Source organism: Streptomyces sp. Tu 2975 (assembly GCF_009832925.1).
Classification (GTDB): Bacteria; Actinomycetota; Actinomycetes; order Streptomycetales; family Streptomycetaceae; genus Streptomyces.
Genome location: NZ_CP047140.1, coordinates 1,019,963 through 1,039,810, shown reverse-complemented (window position 1 = coordinate 1,039,810; position 19,848 = coordinate 1,019,963). Strand labels below are relative to the sequence as shown.

At 72.7% G+C, this 19,848-nt stretch carries 17 protein-coding genes and 1 tRNA gene; 11 read left to right on the top strand and 7 right to left on the bottom strand.

From position 1 onward, the window contains the following. Positions 1-56 precede the first annotated feature (56 nt). Entirely contained in the window at positions 57-1,835 is a 1,779-nt protein-coding gene (locus GLX30_RS04525) for an ABC transporter ATP-binding protein (RefSeq protein WP_244258417.1), read from the bottom strand. A 143-nt stretch (positions 1,836-1,978) separates the two neighbouring features. Next, positions 1,979-3,676: an ABC transporter ATP-binding protein gene (locus GLX30_RS04520; protein WP_208545358.1), complete on the bottom strand. Its 1,698-nt coding sequence runs from the start codon at positions 3,674-3,676 to the stop codon at positions 1,979-1,981. A 269-nt stretch (positions 3,677-3,945) separates the two neighbouring features. Between GLX30_RS04520 and GLX30_RS04515 the strand changes: the two genes are divergently transcribed. The 6 genes from GLX30_RS04515 to GLX30_RS04490 all read left to right on the top strand — a co-directional run bounded on the left by GLX30_RS04515 (position 3,946) and on the right by GLX30_RS04490 (position 10,288). Next, complete coding sequence (locus tag GLX30_RS04515) at positions 3,946-5,016, top strand: iron chelate uptake ABC transporter family permease subunit (RefSeq protein WP_208545357.1); 1,071 nt, start codon at positions 3,946-3,948, stop codon at positions 5,014-5,016. After that, entirely contained in the window at positions 5,013-6,134 is a 1,122-nt protein-coding gene (locus GLX30_RS04510) for an iron chelate uptake ABC transporter family permease subunit (RefSeq protein ID WP_347879690.1), read from the top strand. The genes GLX30_RS04515 and GLX30_RS04510 overlap by 4 nt, the downstream gene beginning before the upstream one ends. Then, the gene (locus GLX30_RS04505) at positions 6,131-6,961 is read left to right on the top strand and encodes an ABC transporter ATP-binding protein (RefSeq protein WP_159683822.1); all 831 of its coding nucleotides are present in this window, start codon (positions 6,131-6,133) and stop codon (positions 6,959-6,961) included. The genes GLX30_RS04510 and GLX30_RS04505 overlap by 4 nt, the downstream gene beginning before the upstream one ends. A gap of 13 nt (positions 6,962-6,974) precedes the next feature. Further along, a complete protein-coding gene (locus GLX30_RS04500; protein WP_159683819.1) occupies positions 6,975-8,555 on the top strand; it encodes an amidohydrolase in 1,581 nt (526 codons plus the stop codon). After that, positions 8,552-9,367: a 4'-phosphopantetheinyl transferase superfamily protein gene (locus GLX30_RS04495; RefSeq protein ID WP_244258003.1), complete on the top strand. Its 816-nt coding sequence runs from the start codon at positions 8,552-8,554 to the stop codon at positions 9,365-9,367. Before GLX30_RS04500 ends, GLX30_RS04495 begins: the two co-directional genes overlap by 4 nt. Positions 9,368-9,436: 69 nt before the next feature. Then, positions 9,437-10,288 carry an MBL fold metallo-hydrolase gene (locus GLX30_RS04490; protein ID WP_244258002.1) on the top strand — a complete coding sequence of 284 codons (852 nt, stop codon included), beginning with the start codon at positions 9,437-9,439 and terminating at the stop codon, positions 10,286-10,288. 28 nt (positions 10,289-10,316) lie between these two features. Here GLX30_RS04490 and GLX30_RS04485 read toward each other — a convergent pair whose 3' ends face one another. Continuing rightward, entirely contained in the window at positions 10,317-12,740 is a 2,424-nt protein-coding gene (locus GLX30_RS04485) for a SpoIIE family protein phosphatase (RefSeq protein WP_159683817.1), read from the bottom strand. A gap of 607 nt (positions 12,741-13,347) precedes the next feature. Here GLX30_RS04485 and cpt point away from each other — a divergent pair. The 3 genes from cpt (at position 13,348) to GLX30_RS04470 (ending at position 15,230) form a co-directional block, all read left to right on the top strand. Then, the gene (cpt, locus tag GLX30_RS04480) at positions 13,348-13,881 is read left to right on the top strand and encodes a chloramphenicol phosphotransferase CPT (protein WP_159683814.1); all 534 of its coding nucleotides are present in this window, start codon (positions 13,348-13,350) and stop codon (positions 13,879-13,881) included. A 152-nt stretch (positions 13,882-14,033) separates the two neighbouring features. Further along, positions 14,034-14,393, top strand: coding sequence for a DUF488 family protein (locus tag GLX30_RS04475; protein WP_159683811.1), 360 nt, complete (start codon positions 14,034-14,036; stop codon positions 14,391-14,393). A 36-nt stretch (positions 14,394-14,429) separates the two neighbouring features. Continuing rightward, positions 14,430-15,230, top strand: coding sequence for an SUMF1/EgtB/PvdO family nonheme iron enzyme (locus GLX30_RS04470; protein ID WP_347879689.1), 801 nt, complete (start codon positions 14,430-14,432; stop codon positions 15,228-15,230). A 267-nt stretch (positions 15,231-15,497) separates the two neighbouring features. Here the strand turns inward: GLX30_RS04470 and GLX30_RS04465 are convergent, their stop codons facing one another. Next, entirely contained in the window at positions 15,498-15,965 is a 468-nt protein-coding gene (locus GLX30_RS04465; RefSeq protein WP_159683809.1) for a DUF309 domain-containing protein, read from the bottom strand. A 145-nt stretch (positions 15,966-16,110) separates the two neighbouring features. Here GLX30_RS04465 and GLX30_RS04460 point away from each other — a divergent pair. Continuing rightward, positions 16,111-16,184: transfer RNA gene (locus GLX30_RS04460), tRNA-Pro, on the top strand. A 152-nt stretch (positions 16,185-16,336) separates the two neighbouring features. On the opposite strand, the gene GLX30_RS04455 is transcribed toward GLX30_RS04460, so the two are convergent. After that, positions 16,337-16,891, bottom strand: coding sequence for a hypothetical protein (locus GLX30_RS04455; RefSeq protein WP_159683806.1), 555 nt, complete (start codon positions 16,889-16,891; stop codon positions 16,337-16,339). A 229-nt stretch (positions 16,892-17,120) separates the two neighbouring features. Between GLX30_RS04455 and GLX30_RS04450 the strand changes: the two genes are divergently transcribed. Continuing rightward, the gene (locus tag GLX30_RS04450; RefSeq protein ID WP_244258001.1) at positions 17,121-18,092 is read left to right on the top strand and encodes a LysR family transcriptional regulator; all 972 of its coding nucleotides are present in this window, start codon (positions 17,121-17,123) and stop codon (positions 18,090-18,092) included. Positions 18,093-18,168: 76 nt separating this feature from the next. Here GLX30_RS04450 and GLX30_RS04445 read toward each other — a convergent pair whose 3' ends face one another. Both GLX30_RS04445 and GLX30_RS04440 read right to left on the bottom strand, forming a co-directional pair. Then, entirely contained in the window at positions 18,169-18,888 is a 720-nt protein-coding gene (locus GLX30_RS04445) for a TetR/AcrR family transcriptional regulator (RefSeq protein ID WP_159683803.1), read from the bottom strand. A gap of 148 nt (positions 18,889-19,036) precedes the next feature. Then, positions 19,037-19,789 (bottom strand): SDR family oxidoreductase, encoded by a 753-nt coding sequence (locus tag GLX30_RS04440; protein WP_159683801.1) that lies wholly within the window; start codon positions 19,787-19,789, stop codon positions 19,037-19,039. Positions 19,790-19,848: the final 59 nt, after the last annotated feature.

Sequence of the window (19,848 nt, the reverse complement as noted above, 5' to 3'; positions counted from 1 at the left end):
CGATGCACCGGAGTTCGGAGCTCGACGCACCGGGGCGCCCGGCCCGCCCCCGGGGATCAGGCCTTGACGGCCGAACGGGGCGCCGCGTCGTCACCCGGCTGCCGGCGGCTGTCGGACCACGCCGACCACAGATCGCCGTAGCGGCCGCCGGCCGCCACCAACTCCTCGTGCGTGCCCGTCTCGACGACCCGGCCCCCGTCCAGGACGACGACACGGTCGGCGGTCGCCGCCTGGGGGAGCCGGTGGGCCACCATCAGCGCCGTACGTCCTTCCAGCGCCTTGAGCGCGGCCGCTTCAAGGGTGCGGGCCCCGGCACTGCCCGCGTCCGCCGTGGCCTCGTCGAGGATCGCGATCGGCGGATCGGCCAGGACCAGGCGGGCCAGCGCCAGATGCTGGGCCTGGGTCACCGTGAGGCGGTGGCCGCCCTCACCGACGACCGTGCCGAGCCCGTCCGGCAGCGCCTCCACCCAGGCCAGGGCGTCGACGCGGGCGAGCGCGCCGCGCAGCTCCTCGTCGGTGGCCTCGGGCCGCGCCAGCCGCAGATCCTCCGCAAGCGGTCCGGCGAACACATGGACCTCCTGGCTGATCAACGTCACCGCACGCCGGATACCGGCCGGTCCGAGCTCCTGCGCGTCGACGCCGCCGAGGCTGAACGAGCCGCCGGACGGCGGATGGACACCGGCGATCAGCTTCGCCAGGGTGGTCTTCCCGGCCCCGCTGGCACCGACCAGCGCCACCCGCTCGCCGTCACGCACCTCGAGGTCGACCTCACGCAGCACCGGGTGCCCGGGCACGTACGCGTGGCCGAGGCCGTACACCTTGACGGAACCGTCCACCGGTGCGGGGGCACCGGCCGGATCGTGCTCGGCGGGCAGGCTCGACACGCCGACCAGGCGGGCGAGGCTCGCACCGGCCGACTGCGCCTCGTCGATGAGGAAGAGCGCGGCGTTGACGGGGTTGAACAGGCTGTGGAAGTAGAGCGCCGCGGCGGTCGCCGTGCCGATGCTGACGGAACCGTTGCCGACCAGCAGGAAGCCGGTGACCAGGACCGACGCCAGACCGACGAATTCGGCGAGGTTGAGCCGCGAGAAGAAGCCGGACACGAGCCGGATGCCGCGCAGCGCGAGGTCGACCGCGTCCCTCGACCGCTGCTCCAGCAGCTGCTCGTGCCTGCTGTTCAGCCGGAACGCCCGCACGGTCCGCACTCCGCCGACGCTGTCGAGGAGCTGGTGCTGCAGGGCGCCGGTCGCCACCCGGTGCGCCGCGTACACGGGGGAGGAGCGGGGGATGTACCACCGCACGGTGAGGACGTGGACCGGTACGGCGGGCAGCACGGCGAGGAGGAAACGCCAGTCCAGCACGGCGAGTCCGACGAGGGTGAGCACGATGGTGAGGACGGCGCCGCTGAACTCGGGCAGTGCCTGGCGCACCGCCTTCGTCATGAGCGTCACGTCGCCGGTCACCCGGGACGTCAGGTCGCCGGAACCGGCCCGCTCCACCCGTTGCAGAGGCAGCCGCAGCGCCCGCTCGACGAACCGCTCACGCAGGCCCGCGAGCACGGTCTCGCCGAGCCGGGCGACGAGCGAGTTGCCGACCGCGGTGGCCATGCCCCTGGCCGTCGCCACGGCGAGAAGGAGGATCATCGGCACCGTGAGCGAGCCGGGGCCGCGCTGCGCGACGACCAGGTCGACGATGCGGCCCAGCAGGGGAGCGGTCAGCATGCCGATGCCGGTTCCGAGGACGAGGACGGTCACCGCGGACACGGTCAGCAGCCGGTGGCCGCGCAGCAACGTGCCGACGACGGTGAGGGTCTGGGCGCCGGTGGCGATCGGCAGGAGCTCACGGTCGGGTGTGCCGGTCCCACTCGTCGTCCGGCCTCCGTCGTCTGCGCCTCCGGGTTCGGCGGCGGCTTCACCGGGCGCGGCCGCCTTGTCCTGAGGGTCCGTCCCGTCGTGCGAGGCGCCGCCCCGCACGGCCGTCACGCCAGCACCACCGAGCGGTACGCCTCGTCGGTGGCGACGAGATCCGGATGGCGGCTGTCCGCCGTGACGGCGCCCTCGTCGATCACCACGACACGGTCGGTCACGGCCAGCAGGGCGGGACTGGTGGTGACGAGGATCGTCGTGCGGCCACGGCGGAGTTCGCTCAGCCGCGCGGCGATCCGCGACTCGGTCACGGTGTCGACCGCCGTGGTCGGATCGTGGACCACCAGCACCGGTGGATCGGCGGCGAGCGCCCGTGCCAGCGCGACCCGTTGACGCTGCCCGCCGGACAGCGACCGGCCGCGCTCGGTCAACATCGTGTCCACCCCCTGCGGCAGGGCCCGTGCGACGTCGTCCGCCGCCGATGCCGTCAGCGCAGGTCCGACGTCCACGGGGCCGCCGTCCCGCCCGGCCCGTACGTTGTCCAGCAGACTGCTCTCGAACAGGTCCGCGTCGTGGTGGGCGACCAGGATCGCGCCGCGCACGTCGGCCGGTGCGAGCGACGCCAACGGCACGCCGTCGAGTTCGACCGTCCCCTCCGCGGGGTCGCGTTCGCGGCCGAGGCACATCAGGAGATCGCTCGCCGCGGCCGGGTCCCGGACGACGACGCCGAGGAGCGTTCCGGCGCCGATGTCGAGGTCGGTGCCGCGCAGCGCCCCGTACGTGACGCCGCGCAGCCGCAGTGCGCCCGTGACCGGGCCGGTCGGCGCGGCCGTCCCGGCGGGCACGGCGGGCGGCGACGCCAGGACCTCCGCGATCCGGTCGGCGGAGGCACGCCCCTGGGCGAACTCGCCACTGACGTAGGTGAGCAGTTGGAACGGGCCGAGCAGGAACTGGGCGAGCCCCACGGCCGCCACCAGGTCGCCGATGCTGATCGCGCCCCGCATCGCCAGGTGCGCGCCGACCAGCCCGATGACGGCGATGAACACGCCGGTGAGTGCGAGGATCGCGCCGTCGTGCCAGGCCCGGCTGCGGGCCGCGCGCAGGGCCGCCGCCAAGGAGTCCTGGCTGGTGCGCCGGTACCGGGCCACCGCGGCCTGCTCGGCGCCGATCCCCTTGAGCACCCGCAGGCCCGCCACCAGGTCGGCGGCGACTCCGGAGGCGTGCGCGGCGCGCTCCTGCTCGACCTCGCTGCGCCGCTCGAGCGGTCGGCTGATGCGGTGGCCGAGCCACAGCAGGGGCGGGACGCCGAGCAGGATCAGCAGACCGAGAGGTACGGAGATCCGCAGCAGCACCACCGCGCTGACGGCCAGACCGGCGACGGCCGAGATCCCGTAGGAGAGCGCCGCCGCGACGGCGCCCACCCGCTCCGCGTCGCCGGTGGCGACGGCGGTCAGCGCACCGGGAAGCCGGCCCCTGTCGGCGCCGCCGCGCGGGTCGAGCACCTTGGTCCCGAGGTCCAGCCGGATGCGGTGCGCGGCGTGTTCGCCGGCTCCGTCGGTGATCCTGGCGGCGGTCCGGTAGCACGTGGACAGGACGAGGAAGAGTGCGGCCAGCAGCCCGAGCCTGGCCAGAAGGGCGCCCGAGGAGCCGGTCGCCACCGCTTCGTCGATGATGACGCCGATGACGACGGGGACCATCGCCTCGCACGCCTGATGCGTCATACCGAGCAGCGAGGCCCCGGCGATGTGGCGGCGCCGGCCGCCGATCGCCCTTCGGAGGACCTGGCCCCCCGTCGGTCCTCCGTCGAGCATGCGGTACCTCCGAGGAGAAGCAGGCAAGTCAGGTAAGGCTACCCTGATCCGCGGCCCGGTTCGCCGGACACGACCGTGGGTTTCCTTCGGCCCGTCTCCGGGAGCGCCGGTGCCGGCCGCTGTTTCAAGAGGGAGGCCTGCCGGGTGAACTGACGCAAAGTACCGGGGCGTTGACCCTCCGGTGACGGTTCGGTTAGGCTCACCTAAGTCACTCTGTGACGTCGTCACATTGCCTGCGTGCTACGCGATTTGCCGCCAGGGGGTATCGCTTGTTGGTCGAGGCGCGGGCGCCGTCCGGAAGCGGTGCCGACGATCCTGCCGCGCCCCCGACCCGACGGGCCGCGGTGGCCGCGCTGCGGAGCCTGGGACTCCTCGTGGCGCTCGGTGTGCTGGTCCTGATCTCCCTCCTCAGCGTCTGGATCGGTACCAGGGACATCCCGTTCACCTCGACGTGGAGCGTGCTGTGGCAGCCCGACGGGTCGGACGCGGCGGTCATCATCCACGACTACCGGATCCCGCGGACCCTGCTCGGCGTGTTGGTGGGTGCGGCGCTGGGCCTGTCGGGCGCGCTGATGCAGGCGCTGACCCGCAACCCGCTCGCCGATCCCGGCCTGCTCGGCGTGAGCCTGGGCGCCTCGACCGGCGTGGTCGTGGCCATCGCGTTCCTCGGTGTCGGGTCGGCCCTCGGCCATGTGTGGTTCGCGTTCACAGGCGCCGCGGTCGCCTCCGTCGTCGTCCATCTGCTCGGCTCCGCGGGCCGCGCCCTGGCCACCCCCGACCGGCTCGTGGTCGCGGGAGCGGCGGTGACGGCCGTGCTGTACGCCTTCAACTCGGCGGTACTGCTCCTCGATCCGCGGGCGTTCGACACGTTCCGGTTCTGGACGGTGGGCGCGCTCACCGGCCGGGACCTCGGCATCGTGCAGGTCGTCCTTCCCTTCGTCGTGGTGGGTGTCGTGATCGCCCTGGCGCTCGCCCCGTCGCTGAACGCGCTGGCCATGGGCGACCAGCTGGGGCGTGCGCTGGGGGTGAACGTCGGCCGGACCCGGGTGCTCGGCGCGCTGGCGGTCATGCTGCTGTGCGGCGCCGCCACCGCAGCCGCCGGCCCCATCGGTTTCGTCGGACTCGTGGTGCCGCACGTGGCGCGCTTCTTCGTGGGCCCCGACCAGCGGTGGCTCCTCGCGTACTCGATGCTGCTCGCGCCGATCCTCGTCGTAGGCGCCGACACACTGGGCCGGGTGATCGGCGCTCCCGGCGAGGTCCAGGTCGGCATCGTCACCGCCTTCCTCGGTGCTCCGCTGTTCCTCGCGCTGTGCCGCCGACGGAAGCTGGCCATGCTGTGAACGCCGTACGGAGGACCGGGACGCCGGCGACGGGAACCACCGGACGCGACGGCCGTGCCGCCAAGCCGAAGCGCCGTGTGATCAGCGGAAGCGTCGTCCGCACCCGCGGCGGGCGCGTGTCCCTGCGCGTCCAGGGCCGTGCGCTGGCCGTGACGGCGGTGCTCCTGGTCGTGCTCGTGGTGATCATGGGCGTCTCCCTGACCACCGGGGACTTCGAGTTGTCGGTCGGCGAGGTGGTCGGGGCGCTCACCGGCAACGGTTCCGGCGGCGCGGACTTCATCGTCAACACCCTGCGCATGCCCCGGCTGGTGACCGCGCTGTGCGTCGGGGCGGCGCTGGCCGTCAGCGGGGCGGTGCTGCAGAGCCTTACCCGCAACGCGCTCGGCAGCCCGGACATCATCGGCTTCACCAACGGCTCGGCCACCGGGGCGCTGGTCGTCATCGTCGTGTTCCACGGCAGCATGACCCAGATCGCCGTCGGGGCGCTGATCGGCGGGCTGGCCACCGCTGCCCTGGTGTACCTGCTGGTGTTCAGCGGCGGGATGCAGGGCTTCCGGCTCGTCGTCATGGGCATCGGGGTGAGCGCCCTGCTGCTCGCCGTCAACTCGTACCTGATCAGCCGGGCCACCTGGCAGGAGGCGCTGGAGGCGCAGGCGTGGCTGATCGGCAGCCTGGGCAACCGCGGTTGGGACCACGCGGTCGCGATCGGCGTGGCCGTCGCCGTCCTGCTGCCCCTCGCCTTCGGCCTCGCCGGCCGGCTCTCCATGGTGGAGATGGGCGACGACACGGCAACGGCCCTCGGCGTCGACGTGGCACGCAGCCGGGTCGCCCTGCTGTTCGTCAGCGTCGCGCTCGCGGCGTTCGCCACCGCGGTGACCGGACCGATCTGGTTCATCGCGCTGGCGGCCCCTCAAGTGGCGAGGAAGCTGATCCGGTCGCCGGGCCCCGGACTGGTCCCGGCCGCCTTGATGGGTGCCGTGATGCTGGCCGGGAGCGACCTCGCGGTGCAGCGCCTCTTCTCACCCGCCCTCCTGCCGGTGGGCACGGCGACCGGCACCATCGGCGGGCTGTATCTCATCTGGCTGCTGGTCACGGAGTCACGAAAGAGCCGCGTATGACAGCAACGACCGCCCCGACGGCCCGGCTGCGGGCCGAGGACCTCACCCTCTCCTACGACCAGCGGACCGTGGCCACCTCGCTCGGGGTCGTCATACCCGACCGCTCGTTCACCGTGATCATCGGGCCGAACGCCTGCGGCAAGTCCACCCTGCTCAAGGCGCTGGCGAGGATGCTGCGGCCGACCGCCGGACAGGTGTACCTCGACGGGGCCGCCATCTCGTCGTACCGCTCCCGCGAAGTCGCCCGCAGACTCGGCCTGCTGCCGCAGTCGTCGACCGCGCCGGGAGGCATCACGGTGGGGGACCTCGTGGCCCGCGGTCGCTACCCGCACCAGCGGCTGCTGAAGCAGTGGACGGCCAAGGACGAGGACGCCGTGATCGCCGCGATGCGGCAGACCGGGGTGCTGGAACTGGCCGACCGTCCCGTCGACGACCTCTCCGGCGGACAGCGGCAACGCGTCTGGCTGTCCATGGTGCTGGCGCAGGAGACGTCCGTCCTGCTGCTCGACGAACCGACCACCTACCTCGACATCGCCCACCAGGTGGAGGTCCTCGACCTCTGCGCCGATCTGCACGAACGCAAGGGCCACACGATCGTCGCGGTCCTGCACGACCTCAACCAGGCGTGCCGCTACGCCAGTCACCTGGTGGTCATGAGGGCCGGCGGAGTCATCGCCGCGGAGGGCGACCCGGCGACGATCACGACCGCGGAGCTGGTCGAGGACGTGTTCGGCCTGCCCTGCCGGATCATCGACGACCCCGAGACCGGTACTCCGCTGATGGTGCCCACGGCCCGCAAGCGCCGTGCCATGGCCCGGACATCCTAGGGACGGACCGCCCATGCTCTGCACGAGGCTGACGAACGCGAACATCGTCACCATGGACCCACGGCATCCCGTCGCCCGTGAACTGGGCATCTGGCGCGGCCGGATCGTCGGCCTGGACGACGCGGTGTCCTCACTGCCCGCACGCGAGGTGATCGACCTCCAGGGCGCCACCGTGCTCCCCGGATTCATCGACGCCCATGTACACCTCGCCTGGGCGGGGATGAAGGCGAGCACACCCAGTGTGGCCCCGTGCGAGCGGGTCGACGACGTGCTCGCGGTGGTGGCGGACGCCGTCGCGCGCAAAGGGTCCGGCGGCTGGGTCGACATCGGCGGCTACGACCAGCGCGCCCTGGGCCGCCATCTGACCGCCGCCGAACTGGACAAGGTCAGCGACGGGCACAAGCTCTTCATGATGCACGACTCCGGGCACGGCTGCGTGGTCAACAGCGCCGTCCTGGACCTGCTTCCGGCCGAAGTCCCGCACCAGGAAGGGTTTCTCGCGGAGAGCGCCATGACCGCGGCCCGGCGGCTGCGGCTGCCCTACTCGCAGGCGGAACTCGCCGACGCGATCGAGCGTGCCGCCCGCACCTGTCTCGACGAAGGCGTCACGGCATGCGCGGAGGCCGGCATCGGCGGCGGCCTCCTCGGCCACAGCCCCGTCGAGCTCGGGGCCTACCAACTCCTGCGGGACCAGGGCCGACTACCCCTGCGGGTCCAGCTCATGGTGGCCGCGGACACGCTGCGCCCGGTCGGCTCGCACCGCTCGGACGGCATACCCCGCGCCCTCGACCTCGGCCTGCGCACCGGGTTCGGCGACGACTGGCTTTCCGTGGGCGCCCTCAAGGTCTACACCGACGGCGGCATGATGGCCCGGACCGCGGCGCTCACCGCCCCGTACCACGGCATGGACCACACGGGCGAGTTCCAGGACGACCCGGATCGCATCGCTGACACCATCGTGGACGGTCATCTCGCCGGTTGGCAGCTCGCCGTCCACGCGATCGGTGACCGCGCCGCCGACCTGGCGCTGGACGCCCTGGAACGGGCACAGCACCTCCGCCCGCGCCCCGGCGCCCGCCATCGCATCGAACACGCGGGCCTGATCCGGCCGGACCAGCTTCCCCGGCTGGCACGGCTCGGCGCGAGCGCCGTCGTCCAGCCGAACTTCCTGCGCTACTTCGGCGACGACTACGCGTCGGTCATGGGTGAGGAGAGGGCCCCGTGGCTCTACCGCGGCAGGGCGTTCCTCGACCACGGCATCACCCTGGTGGGCAGCTCCGACCGTCCGGTCACCGACGGATCACCGCTGAGGGCCGTCCAGTTCATGGTCGAGCGTGCCTCCGGGACGGGCCGGCTGATCGGCCCGGACGAGGGCATCACCGTCGAAGAGGCACTGCGCTCCTACACCGTCGACGGCGCCTACGCCTGCCACTGGGAGGACAGCGCGGGCACTCTCGCCCCGGGCAAACGCGCCGACCTGGTCGTGCTGGGGGACGACCCGCGACGCGTCAGCACCTCGGCCATCGGTGACATCGAGATCGTGGCGACGTTCCTTGACGGGCACGAGCGGCGCCCGGCAGCATCCGGAGAATGACCGTGCGCAACCTGCTCACGCGTGACCCGGCCGGCGGCACACCGCAGAGCGGTGGCCCGGTCCTCCTCGGCACGAGCACGGACCGACTGCCCTCGGTATGGCAGGCCGGTTCGGCGCCACGCCTGTGGTGCGTGCGCGCGAGCGGGTACGCCGCACGGGCCGCCGCGGACGAGTGGCTGCTCGACGCCGAGGAGCGGGCCCGGGTCCGCGCATTCGTACGGGACCGTGACCGCGACCGGTACCGCGTCGCGCACGTGGCCCTGCGGCGCCTGCTCGGCGCGTACCTGGACGAGGACCCGGCAGCCGTCGGCCTCGTCCGGGAGCCGTGCCCCGGCTGCGGCGAGCCGCACGGCCGCCCGGCCGTGGCGGACGCGCCTTTCCACTTCTCCCTCGCGCACTCCGGCGACCTCACCCTCCTCGCCTTCGCCGGAACCCCCGTCGGCATCGACGTCGAGACCGACCCGTCCCCGGAGGCGGCGGCCGAGATCGGCGCCATGCTGCACCCGCGGGAACGCGCCGAGCTGGCCGCCGTACCGCACCGGGCCCGTCCCGCCTCGGTCGGCCGCTGCTGGACGCGGAAGGAGGCGTACCTCAAAGGCGTCGGCATCGGCCTCGCAGAGGACCCCGCGGTCACCTATGTGGGGACCGGCCCGGCCCCCGCGGACCTGCCAGGCTGGTCACTCACCGACGTCCCGGTCCCCCCGGGCCACGCGGCAGCCTGCGCCGTACGCCGTCCCGGGCACGACCTGCCGGCGCCGGCCTCACGCCCGTCGTCGCTCACCGCAGCCGACCGTCACGAGTTCCGCGCTTGACGACGGTCCGGCAACGGGCTGCACTGGATTCATCGACGCTGCATTCACTCCGTCCAAGGGAGAGCAGCGATGACCACCATGCAAACGTTCAACCTTCTGCAGCCGTACAAGATCGCCGAAGAGACGTTCGTCATCCCGTGGGCCCTCGAGGCGCCGCCCGTCGGCCACTTCCCGATGAACTCGATGGTGATCCGGGGAGCCGAACCGGTCCTCGTCGACACCGGTGCGCCCGCGGTGCGCTCCCAGTGGCTGGAGGCAGCCTGGTCCGTCGTGGATCCCCTGGACGTACGGTGGATCTTCCTCACCCACGACGACCGCGACCACGCCGGCAACCTCCTGCCGGTCCTGGCCCAATGCCCGAACGCGACCCTGCTGACGACATGGTTCTCCGTCGGCCGCATGGCCGAGGAATGGGAGACCCCCATCAACCGGTGCCGCTTCATGACGGACGGCGACACGATCGACGCGGGCGACCGCACCCTGGTCGCCAAACGACCGCCTCTGTTCGACAACCCCACCACCCGCGCCCTCTTCGACCCGAAGACCAGCGTCCTGTGGGCCGTCGACACGTTCGCCACGAACGTTCCGGCCCCCGTGCCGGAGATGGAGGCGCTGTCCCCGGACGAATTCCGCGACGGCCAGTTCTTCGGCGGAAGGCTGGTCTCCCCCTGGGTGGCCATGCTGGACGCCCAGAAGTTCGGGACGGTCGTCACCGACTTCCAGCACCTGAACGCCGAGGTCATCGCCGGCTGCCACTCCCCGGTCCTCCGCGGCCACCGGATCGACGAGGCCTACGACTTCCTGCGCCGGCTCCCCGAGATCCCACCGTGGGCAGACTTCACCCAGGCCGACCTGGACCAGTGGATGGCGGATGCCGAGAGCTCGGTCCCGCCGGAGCAGCCGCGGCCGTCGGCGACCTGAGGGGCCGGAAGGCGAGTTCGAGCTCCGGTCACCTCCCGGTGCCCGACACCTCGATCTCCGCCCACACCTGCTTGCCGCCGCTCAGCGGCAGCGAGCCCCAGGACGCCGTCGTCGCCTCGACGATGAGCAGACCGCGGCCACCCGTCGCCTCCCAGTCGAGGTCCGCCGGGATCACGGGGGAGCGGGGCGAGGTGTCGTTGACGGCGATCCGCAGCCGGTCCGACGACAGCGTCAGGTCGAGCCCCACTTCGCCCTGGGTGTGGGCGATGGCGTTGGTGACGAGCTCGGACACCACCAGCAGCGCGATGTCCACCTCCTCCGCCACGCCCCAGGAGCGCAGCGTGCGCGCCGCGAAACGCCTGGCGTGGAGCACGGCGTTCGTCAGACGCCACACCGTCCAGTGGGTCCGCAGCGGACGCACCCGGGACCCGTCGTAGCGCAGCAGCAGCACCGCGACGTCGTCGTCGCGCCCGTCGGCGGTGCCGAGGAGTTCGTCGGCCACCCGCCCGATGTCGGACGGGTCCGCGGCGCCGAGGGCCTCGCCCACGCGGCGCATGCCGTCCTCCAGGGGGAGGTGCGCCGACTCCACCAGGCCGTCGGTGAGCAGCGTCAGCAGGGTGCCGGGGACCAGGCCCGCCTCTGTCATGCTGAACTCGGCGTCCGCGAGCACCCCCAGCGGCGGCCCGCCCTCCACCACCAGCTCCTCGGTCCTGCCGTCCGGGTGGCGCAGCAGCGGCGGGAGGTGGCCGGCCCGGACGAAGATGGCGATGCCCTCCTCCATGTCCAGATCGACGTACAGGCAGGTGGCGAAGAGGTCCGTCTCCATGCCGACGAGCAGCCGGTTGGCACGGGAGACGACCACGTCAGGGGGATGGCCCTCGACCGCGTAGGCGCGGACCGCCGTGCGCATCTGGCCCATGATGGTGGCGGCTGCGGCGCTGTGGCCCTGCACGTCGCCGATGACGAGAGCCACGTGCCCGTCGGAGAGCGGGATCACGTCGTACCAGTCGCCGCCGACCTCCAGTCCCACGGTCGCGGGCAGATAGCGGGCGACCGCGACTCCGCCGGGCAGCACCGGGAGCTTGCGGGGCAGCAGGCTGCGCTGGAGCATCCTCGCGAGCTCGTGCCCCGCGTCCAGGGCGTGAGCGCGCCTGAGGGCGTTGCCGACCAGTCCCGCGACCGCCGTCAGCAGTGACCGCTCCTCCGGGGCGAACTCGTGCTCGGTGTTCCAGCCCACCAGGCACACGCCGATGAGGCGTCCGTCGGCCGGGAGCGGGACGACCGCCAGACCGCCGGGGCCGATGCCGAGGAGACCCGGTTCCAGGTGGGCGCCGGGCGGCCACAGGCTCATATGGCCGTCCCGCAGGGCGTTCTGCAGCGTGGGCAGCGAGTGGCACGACGCGTCCGGCCACTCGGACCGCCACTCCGTCTGCCACACACCCGGCCAGGCGTCCGGCTCCGGCGGGTCGAGAATGGTGACCAGCAGCCTGTCGGCGTCCAGCTCCGCGACGGCGATCCGGCTCGCGTCCAGGGGCTGGCGCAGAGCGTCGACGACCATGCGGCTGACGTCCCGCACGGTGCTCGCCCCCGCCAGCCGGGCGGACAGCCCCTGCACGATGGCGACCTCGTCGTCGGTGGGGCGCAGATAGACGGCGTCCGCGACCACACCGAGCACCCGTTCGGGCATGCCGTCGGCGCCGAACCGCAGCCTGCAGCGCAGACCCAGCCAGCGCAGCTCTCCGCCCGGCCGGCGGATACGGAACGCCAGCTGCTCCCCGGAGGACGACAGCCTGCCCGGCTCGACCACGGCCATCAGCGCCGGAATGTCGTCGGGGACGGCGCAGGACAGCAGTGTCTCCACCCGCGCGTCGAAATCCTCGGGGGCGATCCCGAGGAGCTCCAGCACGCGTTGGTCGGCCTCCATGTGCCCGGTTTCCAGCGTCAGGGTGAACGCGCCGCTGTGGAGCGGTACCAGCGTGGGCCCCGGATGCGCCCTGGGGCCCGACCGCCCGACGACGCGGGCCGGCACGGATTCGAGTCCGGCGGCCACCTGATCGGCGTAGAGCTCCAGCAGGCTGCGGCGATCGGCGTCGAACCCGTCCGCCGTCTCGCCCGCGACCACCAGACAGCCCAGCTTGGCGGCCCCGTGGCCCAGCGGCAGGGCGCCCAGCGAGAACTTGGGCGGCAGCGTCCCCGGGCCCACGGGGGTCACTCCACGGGCGTCGCCGGAGGCGTACGCGGCCAGCTCCGCAGGGCTCAGCCACAGGGGCCGGGCGGCGCGGAAGGCGTCCGACGCGGGGGAGCGGCTGCCGAGGCCGATGACGGCCGGCAGCGCGTACGTCCCGCCACGGTCCCCCACGACCTCGGCCAGCCGCAGCTCGTCGCCACCCTCGGTGAGGACGTAGACAGCGGCCAGCTCGGCCCCGCAGAACGCAAAACTCACCCGTGACAACGCGCACCGCCTCCGTACGCGGTCATGTACCGCGCTGTTCCCCATGCTGCCGTTGTTCGCGGGGTCGGAGCTAGTCAGAGGACGAAGATGATGCGCCGGGTGGGCCTCCTCGGCCCGGCGGCGCCGGGCGTCGCAGGGGGACCGGGGCGAGGAGGGGACTGCCGCCGGACAGCCCTCCTGGACGTGAGCACCCGACGGTCTGCCGCTTCCCCGGACGCCGCGGCCCCCGTTCCGTGCCTGGGCGCTCGGATCCGTGAGCGACACTCCATCGACCGGATGGCCGACCGGTGTGCTCGCCGGATCGCCGCCGGTCTCTTCCTCGCGTCGGCCCGATGCTCTTGGCCGGCATGCCTGCATGTGGCCAGAGCTCGGAGACACGGAGCGCATGATCGACGACCGGCTGTGTCCGGACCCGACGATGGACTGATCGTCCCCGCCGTCTTCGATGCCTGCGGCGGCGTCTTCCTGCTCCGCCAGTTCTGTCCGGCGGTGCGATCGCCCGGGCTTCCGCTCCGCGCCTGGGCCTTCGAACACACCGGCGAGATCATGACCGCTCGTGACCGGAATTTCGTTTCGCGTCCGGGGGAAGCGCCCCTATTGTGGCGCGGTGACAACTCGGATGATCATTCTCAACGGTGGTTCCAGCTCGGGTAAGTCCGGGATCGTACGGTGCCTCCAGGCCGTACTGCCCGACCCCTGGCCGGCCTTCGGGGTCGACTCGTTCGTCGACGCGCTGCCCGCGAAGATGCAGTCGTCGGACGCGGGACTCGAGGTCGCGGCGGACGGCCGAGTGAGCGTCGGCGCGGACTTCCGGGCGCTGGAGGCGGCCTGGACCGAGGGCATCGTGGCGATGGCCGGTGCCGGCGCGCGCATCATCGTCGACGACGTCTTCCTCGGCGGAGCGGCGTCCCAGCGGCGGTGGCAGAAGGCACTGGGCGGACTGGCCGTGCTGTGGGTCGGCGTCAGATGCGAGAGTGCGGTCGCCGCGGGCCGCGAGATCGCACGAGGAGACCGGGTCCAGGGGATGGCCGCCTCGCAGGCGGACGCGGTTCACCAAGGGGTGACCTACGACGTGGAGGTCGACACCACGCACACCGAATCGCTGGCCTGTGCGCGAACCATCGCCGCCCACGTCCACTGACCCGAGGGCACGACCCTGCGGGACCACGACCCACCAGGCGGGCGGCCCCACCCCGCAGGGGTGGCACACAAGGCAACGGACCGGCCCGGGCCCGATGCCGGCCCGGCCGGCCATCGGTCGCCCCGGCGGCCCGGTCCTGTGACCCTGGGGGCATGCGACGAGGAAGTGGCAAGACGAAGGTCCGCAGGGTCTACGAAGAGCCCGGTCCGGACGACGGCCTCCGGGTCCTGGTCGACCGGCTCTGGCCGCGCGGCCTGAGCAAGGACGCGGCCCACGTCGACGAGTGGCCCAAGGCGCTGACGCCGTCGTCGGAGCTGCGGCGCTGGTACCACGGGCCGGACGGGGAGTACGAGGAGTTCCGGCGACGCTATGAGGCCGAGCTCGCCGAGCCCGCCGCCGCCGAGGCGCTGGAGAACCTGCGTACCGCCGCAGCCGAAGGGCCGGTGACGCTGCTGACAGCGTCCAAGGAGCCGGACCGCAGCCACGCCGCCGTGCTGCTGAGCCTGCTCTGACGCGCATACAACTGGCCGCGCTCGTGGGCGACTTGGATGACGCCCCGTATCGTGGACCGGGCGACGCCCCGGCAGTCGCCCGAACGAGAGGTCCACCGAGTGCACCTGCCCACGGACGACCCGGCGGCCCCCTGGATGACTCCTGTGCCCGGTGGTGTCGTGGAACTCCGCGACGACCGGCGCGGCGCCCGCTGGCGCACCGAGCTCGATCCGTTCCTGCTCGGCACGTATCCCGTCACCACGAGCCTCCACCGCGCCGTCACCGGAGATCCCGCCCTCCGGCCCGAACCCACTGCCGATCCCGTGGCCCTTCCCGTCGTGGCCCTTCCGGTCGCGAGCGGAGCCGCGCCCGTGACGAACATCAGCTGGCTCGACGCGATCGAACTGTGCAACCAGGCGTCGGTCCGGGCCGGGCTCGGCCGGGCCTACTCGCGCGACGCGAGCAGCGGTGAAGTGGCATGGGACCGGACCTCGGACGGCTACCGGCTGCCGACCGAGGCGGAGTGGCAGTACGCCTGCAAGGCGGGCACCAGCGGCTACCGCTACGGCGAGATCGACGACATCGCCTGGTACGCGGACAACTCCGACGGCAGGCCCCACGACGTCGGCGGCAAGAAGCCCAACCCGTGGGGCCTGCACGACATGCTGGGCAACGTGTGGGAGTGGTGCTGGGACCTTTACGACGAGGAGGTCTACGGCTCGTACCGCATCTTCCGCGGCGGCGGATGGGCCGAGTCGGAGCGCGGCTGCGGAGCCTCCGTACGACGCCGCAGCCATCCCACGTTCGCGATCGACGACCTCGGCCTCCGGCTCGCCCGGACCGTGCGGAGCGCCTGAGTTGAAGGGTCCGCGCTCGCTCGCCCGGCCGGCCAAGGACGGGCAGGAGCCCGGGACCGCCGACGTCGGCGTCCATCTCAGGAGCCGGTCACGGGTGTCCGGCACAACTCGGGCCATGCGTGCCGCACTCCTCATCAGCAGCCTCGACGACGTGCTGTTCCCGGCCCCAGGCATCCCGGCCATGCGGCTTCTGAGCGACTCGGCGGCGAGGTGAACCGCCCGGCGGCCCGGACCTGCTGCGGCCCCCGCGGGCGCGAGGCGATCGTGCTAGAGGCGTAGCCGCGGCGCCTCCGCGGCCGGGTCCACCGGGCCGGTCAGCCGGTCCGCCAGCTCACGGGCCCAGCCGGTCAGCCCCGGTACGTCGATGGCGTGCGGCGTGGGGAAGCCGGCGATCCGGTCGGCGCCGCGCAGCAGCAGACGGGCGCCGCCCGCCGTGTTGCCCCGCGCCGCGTGGGTGAGCCCCACCGCGAGCTGGGCCAGGCCGCGCCACAGCTCACGTTCGTCCTCGGGGCCGGACTTCCAGGCGTCCTCGAACACCTCGTGCGCATGGAACGGCATCCCGGCGTCGAGCAGTCGCTGCGCCTCGGAGAGTGTCTCGGCGGGAGTGCGCAGCACACCCTCCGGCTGGCGTTCCACGCCGGGCGCGCCATGGGGGAGGGGGCGCCCCAGCCCGTCCCGGGGGCGGGCGTTGCGCGCCCGGCCCTCGGCGTCGCGGTCCCTGCGTGCCTTGTCCATGCCGCAATTGTCCCTCGTACGCCTCCGTCGTCGACAGGCGGTGTGCCCACATGCCACCCGCCGCAGGCCGGGCGTCCGACGACCCCGCAGAGTGAGGTAATGTTCTCTTGCGCGCTCAGCCAGGGAAACCGGCGGAACCGCGCATCGGGACGTGGCGCAGCTTGGTAGCGCACTTGACTGGGGGTCAAGGGGTCGCAGGTTCAAATCCTGTCGTCCCGACTCGTGAGAGTCGTGAATCGAGGGGCCGTTTCAGAGCGATCTGAAACGGCCCCTCGATCGTTCTAGGACCGGCCGGGGCCCGGCGTCGGGACGCGTGAGCGACCGGACCCGCCGTGATCAGGCCCCGTGGGCGTCGATCCTCGCCGATACGCCTAGGAAGCGGCGGGGGAGGGCCGCGAGGGGTCCGTTCCCGGTGACGACTTCGAGCGGCCGCCGTCGCACATCACCGTGATGACGATCATCGATGTGGGGGACGCGTCCGCGCCCGCGGCGCTGGGAAGGAGCGTCGCAGCCGTCCAGTTGCCCTTGCGTACGCTGATCCATCCCTCACCCACGGCATGTCCGGCCTGCCAGCCGTGGTCCGACCGCGCCCGCGTGAACCCGGCCTTCAGAGCCGTGTCCGCGGTCGCCGACTCGTGCTCTCCCGTCAAGCGTTCGTGGCACTCGGTCGGGATCAGATCCTGCGGCGTCCGTTCCAGCGTGATGCCCTCGGCCTCGAGAGCCGCGGTCAGGTCAGAGACCACAGTGTCCGCGGGCAGCGGCGGACCCGAATGGCGCGGCGGGAGCGGGCCCTTGTCCTCCAGGAGCAGAGCGCCGCAGCCGGTGGTCGCCGTCATCGTCAGCACCGTCATCACGGCCAGGCCCATCAGGCCTGTGCGCTTCCGTCGCAGTCGCACGGTCTCGTCCGCCCCCTCTGTATCTTTCACGGCCGCTCAGTCTCCCACCCCGCCGGGCCACGACTGACGGCGGCTCGACCGGGGTCCCGGGACCGGGGTCCGGAGGTGCCGGGCGCAGGCGGACGGGTCGGCACCCGGAGCGCGTCGTCACGCGGTCCAGGTTGCCGCCCTTGGATCCATGAAGATCCTCGCGAGACTCAACTCCCAAGTCAATCCTAGGGTTTCCTTGCAGCTTCCCAAGAAATACCTTGGCTTCCTGATGACTCTCGATGATCTGCGCGTCTTCGTCGCCGTGTGCCGCGCCGGCAGCCTCAGCGCTGTCGCCCGCGAACTGTCCTGCACCCAGTCCGCCGTCAGCCAGCATGTGAAACGGCTCGAGCGGGAGATCGGGACCGACCTGGTGGAACGGCATCCGCGCGGCGTCGTGCCCACACAGGCGGGCCGGCTCCTCCAGGCGGCCGCCGCCGACGGCATCGCCGGCCTCGACGTCGCACTACGACGCCTCGCGGACCTCGTATGCGGCGACGGCGGCTCGGTGCGCATCACCACCGGCGCCACCACCGTGCGCCACTTCATGTCGGCGGCGGTCGTCGAGTTCCGGCGCCGACACCCCCGGGTCAGCCTGGAGTTCCGGACGGAGAACTCCAGCCGCAGCTGCTTCGACGCGCTCGCGGCCCACGACCTGGACCTCGCATGGATCACCATCGGCGCGCCCGTGCGCGGCGTCGAGCAGCGCCGGGTGATCGACCTGCCCTGGGTGCTGGCCGTCAACGCGGACGACCCGCTCGCCGGCCGGAGCCGCATCGAACCGCAGGATCTCGCCGGCATCCGCCACATACGGCTGCCCGGGAACTCCACGTCGCGCGCCCGGCTCGACGCCGCCTTCGCCGAATGGGGCGTCCACGTCACCTCGGACACCGGCGTCGCCGACTGGGACACCGCCATCCTCCTCGCCGAACTCGGCCTCGGCCACGCCGTCGTCCCCGCCCTGCCCGGCTGGAGCGGCTCCGCCCGTCCTTCGCTGCGCTTCGTCCCGATCCCCGACCTCCCGGCCCTCTCGGCCGGCTGGGCCGTACGGAAGTGGGACGCCCTGTCGCCGCTGGCCCGAGCCTTCGCGGACATGGTCGCCGCCAGGAGCGGCCAGGACACGCTCCCCGGCCGGCGCCACGGGCCCGCCCCGGCCGGGACGGCGCACCGGGGCGTCAGGCGGCCCCCGCGCCCGGTGACATGACGGCTGACGTGCCGACCCCGGTCGGCCGGTCGGCGGGGCCGTCGGCGTGCTGAGCCGGGGGAGAAGCTCCGCCGGTTCACGAGGTGTCGGACAGTCGTCCCAGCCACTCGCTCAGCAGACCGCTCTCCGCGCCGGTCAGCGCCGGTGACGGCGCGTGGGCGAGCAGGGCGTCGAGCGTGGCCGCGGTCGAGGGGATGCCGGCCCCGCTCCGCCCGTCCGCCGGGCCGGCGGACGACGTGGCTTCGGCGTAGGCGTCCGAGGTGAGAATCGCGGCGTGGACGGCGTCGCGGACCCGGGTGGACAGGTCCGCGTCCTCGAAGGTGGTGGGGCGGGACACCAGCATCAGCGCCACCCCCACGTTCGCCGCCATGATCATCTGCGCGGCCACGCGCGGCGCGAGCCGCAGCTTGCCGAGTGCCGCCGCGCGTTCCAGGTCACGGGTGAGGATCCGGTGGGACTCCAGGGCGGCGGCGGGCGGGGTGCGCATGGCGGGGGAGTTCATCAGCCGGTAGAGGTTGGGGTTGGCCAGGGCGAAGGCCACATGGGTGTCCCAGCCGTCCCGCAGGTCCTGGACGGGGTCGGCTCCGGGGCTGTGCTCACGCTTGGTCGCCAGGTACGTGTCGAAACCGTGGTCGACGACTGCCGAGAGCAGACCCTCCTTGTCCCCGAAGTGCCGGTAGAGGGCAGGGGCCCCCACATGGGCCGCCTCGCACACTGCCCGGGTGGAGATGTCGCCGTCGGGGGAGGCCGCGACCAGGTCGGCGGCGACTTCGAGGATGCGGTCACGGGTGCTCATGGCGGCGACGCTACCAAGCCGCGTAGCGGTGCTATCCCCCTGGCGAGGGAGGTCACCTCCGTCGAGGCAGGCCGGCGAGGACGGTCTCGCTCAGGACACGACCCTGGCATATGGACGCCTCCGGGAGTGGCTGTCCGGCGCTACGGGCTCAGATCGCGCCGCCGTTGGCGCGCAGCACCTGGCCGTTGATCCAGCGGCCGGGGCCGGCGAGGAAGGAGACGACCTCGGCGATGTCGGCGGGGGTGCCGAGGCGCTCCAGCGGGTTCATCTTCGACATCCGCTCGATGGTCTCGGCGTCCTTGCCGTCCAGGAACAGCGCGGTGGCGGTCGGTCCCGGGGCGACAGCGTTGACCGTGATGTCCCGGCCCCGCAGCTCGCGGGCGAGGATCAGCGTGACGGCCTCGACGGCGCCCTTGGTGGCGGCGTACGCGCTGTAGCCGGGGAGGGCGAGGCCCAGGACGGACGTGGAGAAGTTGATGACGGCGCCGCCGGAGCGCAGTCGGCGGGCCGCCTGCTGGTCGACGACGAACGTGCCGCGGATGTTGGTGCGGTGCATCCGGTCCAGCGCGTCCAGGTCGAGGTCGACGAGCGGCGCCAGCGTCATGACGCCGGCCGCATGGACGACCACGTCCACACCGCCGTAGGTCTCCTCTGCGAGGTCGAAGAGGGCGGCGACCGCCTGCTCGTCGGCCACGTCGGCGCGGAAGGCGACGGCCTGCCCGCCCGCCGCGGTGACGGCGGTGACCGTCGCCTCGGCCTCCGCCTGGTTGCCGGCGTAGTTGATCACGACGGCGAAGCCGTCCGAGGCCAGCCGCTCCGCGCTCTCGCGGCCTATGCCCCGGGAGCCACCTGTGACGATCGCGACGCGGCGGGGGGCGGGGGTCGAGCTCTGCTCAGTCATCGTGTCGCTCCTGTCGGGAGGTGGGGTGGTATTCGCGATCAGCGGAATCAACGCTAACA